The organism is Paracoccus sp. DMF-8, from assembly GCF_029309835.1.
Lineage (GTDB): Bacteria > Pseudomonadota > Alphaproteobacteria > Rhodobacterales > Rhodobacteraceae > Paracoccus.
The window spans coordinates 273,727-285,587 of sequence record NZ_JARJHL010000003.1; the positions used below are offsets into that span (position 1 = coordinate 273,727).

10 protein-coding genes are annotated in these 11,861 nt (G+C 63.7%); 7 read left to right on the top strand and 3 right to left on the bottom strand.

Annotation, left to right across the window (positions count from 1 at the left end):
- Positions 1-321: a hypothetical protein gene (locus PE067_RS01960; protein WP_276187590.1), complete on the top strand. Its 321-nt coding sequence runs from the start codon at positions 1-3 to the stop codon at positions 319-321.
- 53 nt (positions 322-374) lie between these two features.
- Here PE067_RS01960 and PE067_RS01965 read toward each other — a convergent pair whose 3' ends face one another.
- The 3 genes from PE067_RS01965 to PE067_RS01975 are packed head-to-tail and all read right to left on the bottom strand — an operon-like array spanning position 375 to position 5,477.
- Positions 375-3,485 (bottom strand): efflux RND transporter permease subunit, encoded by a 3,111-nt coding sequence (locus PE067_RS01965; RefSeq protein ID WP_276187591.1) that lies wholly within the window; start codon positions 3,483-3,485, stop codon positions 375-377.
- Between the two features lie 11 nt (positions 3,486-3,496).
- On the bottom strand, positions 3,497-4,837 hold the full coding sequence (locus PE067_RS01970; RefSeq protein WP_276187592.1) for an efflux RND transporter periplasmic adaptor subunit: 1,341 nt from the start codon (positions 4,835-4,837) through the stop codon (positions 3,497-3,499).
- Positions 4,838-4,877: 40 nt separating this feature from the next.
- Complete coding sequence (locus PE067_RS01975) at positions 4,878-5,477, bottom strand: TetR/AcrR family transcriptional regulator (protein ID WP_276187593.1); 600 nt, start codon at positions 5,475-5,477, stop codon at positions 4,878-4,880.
- A gap of 337 nt (positions 5,478-5,814) precedes the next feature.
- Here PE067_RS01975 and PE067_RS01980 point away from each other — a divergent pair, with 337 nt between their 5' ends.
- The 6 genes from PE067_RS01980 to PE067_RS02005 all read left to right on the top strand — a co-directional run bounded on the left by PE067_RS01980 (position 5,815) and on the right by PE067_RS02005 (position 11,817).
- Complete coding sequence (locus PE067_RS01980; RefSeq protein WP_276187594.1) at positions 5,815-6,399, top strand: hypothetical protein; 585 nt, start codon at positions 5,815-5,817, stop codon at positions 6,397-6,399.
- A gap of 7 nt (positions 6,400-6,406) precedes the next feature.
- Entirely contained in the window at positions 6,407-7,738 is a 1,332-nt protein-coding gene (tagH, locus tag PE067_RS01985; RefSeq protein ID WP_276187595.1) for a type VI secretion system-associated FHA domain protein TagH, read from the top strand.
- A gap of 72 nt (positions 7,739-7,810) precedes the next feature.
- Positions 7,811-9,205: a type VI secretion system ImpA family N-terminal domain-containing protein gene (locus PE067_RS01990; protein ID WP_276187596.1), complete on the top strand. Its 1,395-nt coding sequence runs from the start codon at positions 7,811-7,813 to the stop codon at positions 9,203-9,205.
- A 74-nt stretch (positions 9,206-9,279) separates the two neighbouring features.
- On the top strand, positions 9,280-9,795 hold the full coding sequence (gene tssB, locus PE067_RS01995; protein ID WP_276187597.1) for a type VI secretion system contractile sheath small subunit: 516 nt from the start codon (positions 9,280-9,282) through the stop codon (positions 9,793-9,795).
- Positions 9,795-11,282, top strand: coding sequence for a type VI secretion system contractile sheath large subunit (tssC, locus tag PE067_RS02000; RefSeq protein ID WP_276187598.1), 1,488 nt, complete (start codon positions 9,795-9,797; stop codon positions 11,280-11,282). The genes tssB and tssC overlap by 1 nt, the downstream gene beginning before the upstream one ends.
- Before the next feature lie 37 nt (positions 11,283-11,319).
- Positions 11,320-11,817: a type VI secretion system tube protein Hcp gene (locus PE067_RS02005; RefSeq protein WP_276187599.1), complete on the top strand. Its 498-nt coding sequence runs from the start codon at positions 11,320-11,322 to the stop codon at positions 11,815-11,817.
- Positions 11,818-11,861: the final 44 nt, after the last annotated feature.

Below are 11,861 nucleotides of genomic sequence, written 5' to 3' on the forward strand. Positions count from 1 at the left end.
ATGTTCAGGATTTTGCTGGTTGCGGGCTGTCTGGCGCTGCCCGCCGTGGCGCAGGCCGATCCGGCCCCAAATCTCGCCCCAGATCTGGCCCCGAAACAGCCAAGTCAGGGGCACATCATGGAGGCGCGGCTGCTCGGCCTTGACCCGCATCTGTTCACCCGCACGGAACTGGCGCAGATCGACGCCGAAAACCTGATGCGCGACCGCCGCGAGCGCGTCCGCTTCATCCTTGAAATGAAGGAACGCCGGGGCGAATTGCCGCGCGGCTTTGCCTTTGGCCCCGAAGGCCAGCGCATCGTCATGTCGGTCCGCCCCTGGTGAGGCAGAAAAAGGCGCCCCGGGGGCGCGCACTTGCGTTCCTGCGACGGCGACCGTCAGGCCATTGCCGCGCCATCCTTGCGGCCGAAGATCCGGTCGACCAGCCCCAGCACAAAGACGAAGAAGACCGGCACGAAAAAGATCGACAGCACCGTCGCCGCGATCATGCCGCCGATCACCCCGGTTCCGATCGCGTTCTGGCTGGCCGCCGACGGGCCGGTGGCGATCGCCAGCGGCACGACGCCCGAGGTAAAGGCCATCGAGGTCATCAGGATCGGGCGGAAACGCAGCCTCGCGGCATGAACGGCGGCCTGGATCAGGTTTTCGCCTTCGGCCCGCAGGTCCTTGGCGAATTCCACGATCAGGATGGCGTTCTTGGCCGACAGCCCGATGATCGCGATCAGGCCGACCTTGAAATAGACGTCATTGGGCATGTCGCGCAGCAGCACCGCCGCCACGCAGCCGATCACCCCCAAGGGCACCACCAGCATCACCGAAAGCGGGATCGACCAGCTTTCATACAGGCCCGACAGCAGCAGGAAGACGAACAGGATGCTCATCCCGTAAAGCAGGGTCGCGGTGTTGCCGGACTGGATTTCCTCCAGCGACTGGCCGGTCCATTCGTAACCGAAGCCCTGCGGCAATTCGCCCGCCAGCCGTTCCATTTCGGCCATCGCGTCACCGGAACTGTAGCCCGGCCCCGCCGCACCCGCGATGCGGATCGACGGGTAGCCGTTATAGCCCACGACCTGCGACGGCCCGGTTTCCCATTCGATGGTCGAAAAGGACGAAAAGGGCACCATGCCGCCATTGGCGTTGCGCACGGTCAGGTCAAGGATGTCCTCGGCCTGCATCCGCGAATCCTGATCTGCCTGCATGACGACGCGCTGCATCCGGCCCTGGTTCGGAAAGTCGTTGACATAGGACGACCCCAGATATTGCGAGATCGTGGCGCTGATATCGGCAAAGGCAACGCCAAAGGCATTGGCCTTTTCGCGGTCGATGCTGACATAGACCTGCGCCGCATTGGGCAGACCCTCGACCCGCAGACCGACGGCGATGCCACCCTGACCGGCCTTTTCCATCAGTTGCGCGGCAGCGGCTTGCAGGGCCTGTTGCCCCAGACCGCCCCGGTCCTGCAGACGGAAGGAAAAGCCGCCGGTCGCGCCAAAGCCGGGAATCGGCGGCGGCGACAGCGAAAATGCCTGCGCGTCCTTCAGCCCGAACAGCTGCATGTTCGCCGCGCCGGCGATGGTATTGGCGTCGCGGTCGCGGTCGCCCCAGTCCTTCAGCGTGGTGAAGGCGATACCCGCATTCGGCCCCTGCCCCGAAAAGCTGAATCCGCGGATGCCGATGACGTTTTCGACCTCGGGCATCTGCTTGTACAGATCGGTGATCGTGGACAGCACTTCGTCGGTGCGGTTCGAGCTGGCCGTCGGCGGGGTCTGCACGTCCGAAATCAGAAAGCCCTGATCCTCGTTCGGCAGAAAGCTGGTCGGCAGCCTGGTAAAGCCATAGCCCAGTGCCGCGACGATCAGCAGATAGATCAGCATCATGACGCCGGTGTTCCGCACCAGCTTTTCGACGACGCCGGAATAGCCCGTCGTCATCCTGTCGAAATTGCGGTTGAACCAGCCGAAAAAGCCCTTGCGTTCGTGGTGCCCCGAAATCGGTTTCAGGAAGGTCGCGCACAGCGCGGGCGTCAGGGACAGCGCAAGGAAGGCCGAAAACAGGATCGACACCACCATGGTCAGCGCGAACTGCCGGTAGATGATGCCCGTCGCGCCCGGAAAGAAGGCCATCGGGATGAACACGGCGGCCAGAACCAGCGTGATGCCGACAATGGCGCCCTGAATCTGGCCCATCGCCTTTTGCGCGGCTCGCCGCGGGCCCAGACCTTCCTGGGCCATGATCCTTTCGACGTTTTCCACGACCACGATGGCGTCATCGACCAGAATCCCGATGGCCAGCACCATCGCGAACATGGTCAGCACGTTGATCGAGAACCCGGCGACCAGCATCACCGCCACCGTGCCCATCAGGGCGATCGGCACGACGATGGTCGGGATCAGCGTATAGCGGATGTTCTGCAGGAAGATGAACATCACGATAAAGACCAGCCCCACGGCCTCGACCAGCGTGTGCAGCACCTTTTCGATGGATGCCGCGACAAAGGGCGAGGTGTCGTAGGGGATCTGATAGGCCACGCCATCGGGAAAGAACTGCGACAGTTCTTCCATCTTTTCGTTGATCAGTTCCGAGGTGCGCAGCGCGTTGCCCGTCGTCGAAAGCTGGATCCCCGCCGCTGCCGAAGGCTGGTTGTTCAGCATCGAGGTGAAATCATAGGTCGAGGCGCCGACCTCGACCGTGGCGACATCCGACAGCCGCACCAGCGAACCGTCCGGGTTGGCGCGCAGCACGATGTTTTCGAATTCCTCGACCGTCGTCAGCTGGCCCTTCATCAGGACGGTGGCGGTCAGCTGCTGGCTGATGGGGTTGGGATCGGCCCCGACCTTGCCCGCCGAAACCTGCGCGTTCTGCGCCCGGATCGCGGTCGCGACATCGGCCGAGGTCAGGTTGAAGCCGGTCATCTTTTCGGGGTTCAGCCAGATCCGCATGGCGCGTTCCGAACTGAAGACCTGCGCGCGTCCGACCCCCTCGATCCGGGAAATCTCGCCCACGACGTTGCGGTTCAGATAGTCGCCAAGCGCGATCCCGTCCATCTGCCCGTCCGACGAGGTCAGCGAGACGACCATCAGAAAGCCTGCGCTGGCCTCTTCGACGCGAACGCCCTGATCCTTGACGGATTGGGGCAGCAGCGCCTCGACCCGGCGGACGGCGTTCTGCACGTCGACCTGTGCAATGCCGATATCGGTGCCGGGAACAAAGGTCGCGGTGATCCCCGTGGCGCCGGAACTGTCGGCGGTGGATTCGTAATAGATCAGGTTGTTGACGCTGTTCAGCTGGTTTTCGATGGGCTGGGCAACGGATTCATAGATCTCGTTCGGCGAGGCGCCGGTATAGGTCGCGCTGATCGACACCTGCGGCGGTGCGACCTGCGGATATTGCGCGATGGGGATGCTGGGCAGCGAAATCAGCCCGGCGATCACGATGAAGATCGAGATCACCCAAGCCAGCACCGGACGCAGGATGAAAAATTGGGACATGAACCTTTATCCTATTCGGTCGGGCTTTGGGCGGGCGCATCGCCCCCCGATTGCGCGTCCGCTGCCGGTTCGGCGGCGGGCTGTTCTGCGGCGGGTTCTGCGGCTGGATCTGCGGCCGGTTCTGCGGGCTGGCCGGCCGCCTCGACAGCGGCGGCATCGGCGGCGGCATCGGCCTGATCGCCTGCTGCGGCTTCGGCCAGAGCGGCAGCGGCGGCGTCCGCGTCATCCCACGGCTCGGGCGCGACGGGGGCGCCGGGGAACAGTTTCTGCGCGCCTTCGGCGACGACCTTGTCGCCCGCGTCCAGCCCCTCCATCACCATCCAGCGCGGGCCAAGGGTGCGGCCCAGCTTGACGTTGCGACGCTCGGCCTGATTTTCGGCATTGACGATATAGACAAAGGAATTGCCCTGCTGGTCGCGCTGAACCGCCATCTGCGGCACGGCCAGCGCATCGTTGCGCACCGCCTGTTCGATGCTGATGCGGACGTAAAGGCCCGGCAGCAGGTCGTCATCGGGGTTCGGGAATTCGCCGCGCATCGTGACCTGCCCGGTCAGCGGATCAACCGTCGCTTCGGAAAACAGCAGCTTGCCGGGATGTTCGTAAAGCGTGCCATCGTCATAGATCAGCCGCACCCGCGCCTCGCCCGGGGCGGTGGCGACCAGCTGGCCCGCCTGCATGGCGCGGCGCAGCGCCAGCACGTCCGACGAGGATTGCGTGAAATCGGCATAGATCGGATCAAGCTGCTGGACGGTGGCCATGATATCGGTCTGCGCGCTGACCAGCGCGCCTTCGGTGACCAGCGCGCGGCCGATCACGCCCGAAATCGGGGCGGTCACTTCGGTATAGTTCAGGTTCAGCTGCGCCTGATCCAGCGCGGCCTGGGCGATCGCCACCTCGGCATCGGCAACGGCAAGATTGGTAACCGCATTTTCCAGATCCACGCCCGAGGTGACGCGGCGTTCGCGCAGCGCCTCGGCGCGGGCCTGCTGGTCACGGGCGTTCATCTGGTTCGCCTTGGCGCGTGCCAGCGTGGCCTGCGCGCTGGCCATGGCAACGGCATATTGCGCGGGGTCGATGCGATACAGGACATCGCCTTCCTGAACCAGGCTGCCCTGTTCAAACACCCGTTCCAGAACGATGCCGCCGACGCGCGGGCGCACCTCGGCGGTGCGGGTCGCGGACACGCGGCCCGGCAGTTCGTTCACGACCGGCAGGGGCTGGGGCACCATTTCGACCACGGCGACGGGGGTCGGCGGCATTTCCTGCTGCTGCGCGCCCGCCGTTGTGACAGGCAGGGCGGACAGTGCCAGCACAAGAGGCAGGGCGGTGCTGAGTGACCTGAAACGGGACATGGATGTTGCTCTCCGGGATGACTGGCGTGCTGAGACGTTCTCAGGCAGGCAAGGGGTCGGTGTCGTGTTCGGCATCGGATTTCCGTGTGTCGGGCATCGGCGCGTCAAGAAGGCTGGCGATGTCCTTGACGAGTTCCTGACGGATCTGGGGATCCAATCTGACGAAGCTGAAATATTCCAGACATTGCAGCCCGTGCAGCGCGACGAATGCAAGCCGCGTTGCGCGTTCATTCGCCGCGTCCTGCTGGGCCATTTCCATGAAACCGGCGATCTCGCGGCCCAGGACGTTGTGGCATTCGTCCGAGGAACGGGCCGCCGCCGCCAGCATCAGGGCGCCGGCCAGTTCCTCTTCGCTTTTGTTGATGCCGCATTCATGCAGGACCGCGCGCATGAAGGCATCGGGGCCCTGCAGCGTCGCCCGCCGGGCCATGATCTGTTCGCGGTGCGCATCCATGCGGTTTTGCATGAAAGCCGCCAACAACCCCGCCTTGTTGCGGAAATCATAGACGACGCTGGACTTGCTGATCCCCGCCTCGCGCGCGACGGCGTCGATGGACAGCCCGCCCGCGCCATCGCGCAGGATGACGGCCTCGATGGCGGTCATGGTGGCTTCGCGGTCGATAGTGCGTTTACGGCCCATTGGCTTTCCGGTCAGGGTGCGGTTGCAGGACGGTCGGGATCGCCACAAGGGTATCCGGGGGATCTCCGGGCCGGACAGCCCGAACACATAATAACAGAACGTGCGTTCTGCTATTCTGACCAGCGGGTCGTGTCAAGAACCCGCCGCCCGAATTCCCCATCCGAATTGATCCCTGCCGCAATTTCCGGCACGGCGCGGGAACATCGCGGCTGCGCGATTTATTGCCTGCGCCACCACCCCGCCGGCGCGGCAAGGGGCTTAACCTTCTCGACCTGCGCGAAAATTGACCCTAAGACTTGCAGGACAGTTGCAAGATGACCGGGTTCGCGCCGCCAAGATGACTTCTGCCGAGGAAAACGACAAGACCACGCCGCCTCGACGCTCGACGCGCTACGACACGCCGGCCGAGCTTTATGCGCGGATTCCGCAGGTGCTGGACCTGACCCAGTTCCGGCCCCGCCCGGACGAGGACAATCTGCATTACCTGTCGCGCCTGCGCGGCTCGACCACCCCGGAAGAGGCCGTGACCTTTACCGCATTCGCCGCGTTGCCGACGGCGGCGGCGGGGTGGGGTTACGAATGCCTGCGCCAGATGGCCGAACATCTGAACCCGGTCGAACGCCCGATGATGCAGGATATCGCGGCCTGGATTTCCAATCCCACCACATCCATGCGCTACAAGCTGATGAAGGACGCGCTATGGGCGCCGTCGCGCTCGCCCTCGGTCCTGCTGGGGCTGGCGGTGGGCTGGTCGACGGGCGGGCCTGCGCCGAACGACCCCCTGCGGCCGCCGCCCTGGCGCACGCCGCAGGCGGTCAACAGCGCGGTGCTGTCCTGCCTTGCCCGCGCCGAACTGTCGCGGCGCCCGATCTTTCTGGCGCGGATCATCGACATGGCCGAATCGCTTCTGAGGGCTTATTGAGCGCGCAATGGCACTGACGCTGCTCATAGAAAACTATCAGGTGCTGGACGATGGCGGTCCGGCCAGCATCAACGTCCCCGAGACCGGGCTGCAGGTCGGGCGGCGCGCCGGGATGGGCTGGGTCCTGCCCGATGCCAGCCGCCATATCTCGGGGCATCATTTCGACGTCTATTTTCAGGGCGGCGACTGGTGGCTGCGCGACATGTCCACCAACGGCACCTTTCTGCACGGGCTGCGCCACCGGCTGGACGGGCCGCACCGGCTGGAACATGGCGACCGCTTTCAGGTCGGGCAATATACGATCGTCGCCCTGATGGATGCGCCGATGATGGTCGGGGGCATGAACCCGGCCTCTTTGCCGTCGCATGACGGGCCGGTGTTTCCGCAGGAACGCAATGACGATCCCCAGGCGCTGGATGGCGGGGCGGGACTGCTGCCCGTCGATCCGTTGCCACGAGAGGCCGCCCCCCACCAGCCGGATTTCGCGCAGGATTTCATGGCCTTTCCGCGCCATGATGCCGCCCCCGCACCGGCAGCGCCGTCCCCGCAGCAGATGACCGAAGGGTCGGGATCGCCCTTTGCCGCGCCCAACGCACCCTCGGGCGGCCAGTCCGCGCCCGCTCAACCGCAGAATCATCCGGCGCAGGGCCATCCAACACAGGCAGCCCCTTCGCAGCAGCCCCAGACCATCGGCCCCGGCACACAGCCCGCACCCGCGACCGGGGCGGCGCCCTTGGCCACGCCGCCCGGCCAAGGCGCCGATTTCATCCGCGCCTTTTGCGAAGGCGCCGGCATCCCGCCCGAGATGGCGCAGGGCGCCGCGCCCGAGGTGCTGGGCCACGCGCTTGGGCAGGCCATGCGTTCGGCGGTGGGTGAAATCATGCTGGCCCTGCGCGACCGGGCATCCGCCAAGCAGTTCGTCAAGGTCGGCACCCGCACGATGCGCGCCGCCACCGACAACAACCCGATGAAATTCCTGCCCGATCCCGATCAGGCGCTGGAGGCGATGTTCCTGCGCCCCCGCGCCGGATTCCTGAACGGCGCCGACAGTTTCGACGAAGCCCTGCGCGATCTGCGCCAGCATCAGGCCGCGCTGTTCGCCGCGCTGCAACCGGCGCTGATGAAGCTGGTGGGCGATCTGGTCCCCGATGCGATCGAATCCGAAACCGACGGCGGGCGCTTTGGGTCGAACCGCAAGGCACGGGCATGGGACAGCTATGTCCAGCGGTGGGATGCCAAGGTCGCCCCGCATGAAAACGGGATTCTGGACGAATTCATCACGCATTTCGCATCCGCCTATCGCGATGCCCTTGCGGCAAGCGCGCCGAAACGCGGTTGACGCGACGTCCCCGTCCCGCCTCTAATATGCCCGACTGCAATATGGCGGTGAAATTCAGGAGTATGGCCGAACATGGCATTGGACTGGCTGCTTGATCCGGTCACCGCGGACCGGCCCTGCGGGCCCGATCTGGAAAAGACCGACGATCCGGAATTCCTCGATTATTATTTCGAGGCCGAAAGCCGCCTGCCCGAACGCTATTTCACCCCCGGCAACCCCAATGTCCTGGGCGGGACCGAGGATCGCATCTTTGATCCCCGCTCGGTCGACCTGAAGCGCGAAACCGAAGCGATCACCGCGCTGCTGCGCCGCTCGCGCGATCTGCGGCTGCTCAGCCTGCTGGCGCGGTTCCAGATCCTTGCGGGCCGCCCCGGCGATTTCGCCGATACGCTGGAGGCGATGGCGCTGCTGCTGCAACACCGCACCGAAGCGGTGCATCCGCAGATCGTCGGTTCCGCCTCGGACCGGCGGGGGGCGCTGGATGCGCTGTCGGAACAGGCGACGGTGATCATGCCGCTGGTCTATCTGCAGGTGCCCGCGAATTCCGATGTGTCATGGCGGCAATACATGATCGCGACGGGCGCGATGCAGCCCCGCGCCGCCGAGGCGGACAGCCTGCCCGACACTGGCAACCTGCTGGGCACGATCCGCACGCAGGCCAAGGCGGTGGCCGTGACCCATGACGCCCTGACCCGCGCCGCCCATGCGCTGAACCGGATCGCGGCGACCTGTCGCGGCAATGGCGCGGCGGCCTTTACCCCGGTTTTCGCGGCGACGCTGGATGCGATCGGCGATGTCCAGCGCATGATCGCCGAAGCCCTGCCCGAACTGCCGATCTGGTCCAGCCAGCCCGACGCGGCGGCGCTGCCCGAAACCCCCGCCACCGGAAACGCCGCCGAAAACGCCACCGACCAAGCCGCAACCGCCCCGCTGGCCCCTGCCGTCGCCCCGGCGCCGATCAGCGAAACAGCGGTGCATATTCCCGACCACGCCAGCGCCACGGCCGCGATTGCGGCGGCGGAACGATATCTGGCCATGCAAGAGCCGTCATCGCTGTCGCTGCTGCTGGTGGTGCAGGCGCGGCTGCTGGTCGGCAAGTCGATCATCGACGCGATCGAGCTGCTGATGCCGCAGGATGCGGGCCGCGCCGAAGTGACGTTGGGTCAGGCAGCGGGGCAGGGTCCGGGCTTTACCCTGGACATGGCGCGGCTGAAGTCGCTGGCCCAATCGGCCGCGCCGAAAGCCCCTGATTCCACTGATTCTATTGACGTAGCGGCAACTAAACCGATGACCATCGCGGACCGCAACCAGCTCGCCGGATACTTGCGCGCGGTCGAGGAGTTTTATCTGCGAAACGAACCCGCAAGTCCCATCCCCGTCCTGCTTGGAGGCGCCAGAAACATGCTGACAAAGACATTTCATGCTATTCTCGGCGAAATCCTGCCCCCGAAACCTGCACAAGGTTAGGCATATCGAACCAATGCAAGTTGACATACCTGAATTATTGACGTTCTTGTTCACCAAGATTGAGGATCCTGAAAATGGCATCGGATAAATCCACCGACTTCATCAAGCGCAACCGCCCTCCGCGCGTGAACATTTCGTATGAAGACCCTTATGACAGCGAAAAGATGGTCGAGCTGCCGTTTGTCATGGGTGTCATGGCGGATCTGTCGGGCAATGCCTCGACCGTCGAAAAGGTCGGCATGGAAGAACGCGATTTTGTTGACGTTACGGCAGCCACGCTGGACGAATACATCGAAAGCGTGAAGCCGGGCATCACCTACAACGTCGATAACAAGCTGGGTGACGGTCAGGGGCGCATGGGCGTGTCGCTGGAATTCAACTCGATGGACGATTTCAACCCGGCGAATGTCGCGCGTCAGATCCCGGCCCTGAAAAAACTGCTGGAGGCGCGGGAACATCTGGCCAACCTGCAGCGCTATATGAATTCCAAGCCGAAGGCTCAGGAACAGATCCGGCAATTGCTGAACGATCCTGAACTGATGGCCGCTCTGGCCGAGCGCGACAAGGCCACCAAGGGTGAGGACGAATAATGGCGCAAGAAGCCCAGATCCAATCCGAAGGCCGTGGCCTGACCGAGCTTGACGAATTCTCGGACATCCTGCGCCAGACGATCAAGCCGCGCACCGATGTCGCGGCCAAGGAAGTCGACAATGCCGTCGTGGCGCTGGTCCGCGAGGCGCTGGACGATCAGACCCTGATCGCCGAAGACGTGATCGACACCATCGACGCGATGCTGGCCAAGCTGGACCAGAAGCTGACCGAACAGCTCAATCAGGTCATGCATCACAAGGAATTCCAGGAGCTGGAATCCTCGTGGCGCGGTCTGGCCTATACGATCAACAATTCGGAAACCGACAGCAGCCTGCGCGTCAAGGTGATGAACGTTTCCAAGAAAGAGCTGCAGCAGATGTTCCGCCGCTATCCCGGCGCGAAATGGGACAAGTCGCCCCTGCATCAGCGCATCTACGAGGCCGAATTCGGCACCCTGGGCGGCAAACCGTTCGGCGCGCTGATCGGCGATTTCTATTTCGACCATTCGACCCCGGATGTCGCGCTGCTGCGCGACATGGGCAAGATCGCGGCGGCGGCACATGCGCCGTTCATTTCATCCGCCGCGCCCGAACTCTTGGGTATGGACAGCTGGACCGAAATCGGCACGCCGCCGGATCTGTCGGAAATCTTCGACACGCCCGACTATGCCGCATGGAACAGCCTGCGCGATTCCGAAAACTCGCGCTACGTCGCGCTGACCCTGCCGCGCGTGCTGTCGCGCGAACCCTATGGCCAGAATTCGAATTCCGTGGTCGAGGAATTCAACTACGAAGAAGAAACCGATGGCCGCGCGGGCGTCAAATACGCTTGGATGAACGCGGCCCATGCGATGGCCGTGAACATCAACCGCGCCCATAAGGAACATGGCTGGACCGTCCAGATCCGTGGCGTCCAGTCGGGCGGCGAGGTTCTGAACCTGCCCACCCATACCTTTGAAACCGGCGACGGTTCCAAGGAACTGAAATGCCCGACCGAGGTGTCGATCACCGACCGTCGCGAAGGCGAACTGTCAAAGGCAGGCCTGATCGGCCTGATCCATCGCAAGCACACCGACAAGGCGGCATTCATCGGCGCGCAATCGCTCTACCGCCCCAAGAAATATGTGGATGATCTGGCGACGGCCTCGGACAATCTGTCCTCGCGGCTGCCTTATATGTTCGCCGTGTCACGTTTCAGTCACTATCTGAAATGTATGGTCCGCGACAAGATCGGCCAAAGCCCGGACCGCATCCAGCTGCAGTCACAGCTGCAGACCTGGGTGAACAAATATGTATCGGGCAATCCCGAAAGCGCAAGCGAACGGGAAAAGGCCAAGAAGCCTTTGGCCGGTGCCAAAGTGGAAGTGATCGAGGACGAGGAAAACCCCGGCTACTACATGGGAAAATTCTACCTCAAGCCGCACTTCCAGCTTGAAGGAATGGATGTCGGGATGTCTCTCGTCTCCAAACTGCCGAAAGGCAAGTAATTCGAATTACCACCCACTTCCGCAAAGGAACGCATAAATGGCTGTTGATATCTTTCTGAAGTTTTCGAACAATATCAAAGGTGAAGCGCAGGACTCGACCTACAAGGACGACATCGACGTTCTGGCATGGAACTGGGGCATGACCCAGTCCGGCACGACCCATATCGGCAAGGGCGGCGGCGGCGGCAAGGTCAACGTCGGCGACATCACCCTGACCAAATACGTCGACCGCGCCACCAATGAGCTGGTCAAGCGCTGCACCACCGGCGAACATATCGAACGCGCCGAACTGATCGTCCGCAAGGCTTCGGGCGGCACCCCGCTGCCCTATTTCAAGCTGACGCTGGAAAACGTGATGATCACCAGCTACACCACCGGCGGGTCGAAAGACGGTCTGGATCGCATCCAGGAAACCGTCACCCTGAACTTCCGTAAGTTCGAAGTGACCTATACCGGCCAGGAAGACGACGGCAACCCCGGCCCCGAGTCGACCTCGGGCTACGACGTCGCCGAAAACGTCGAGTGGGGCGCCTGATCGGCGCATCCACCCTGTTTGCGGAACCCCCAAAACGCAGAGCC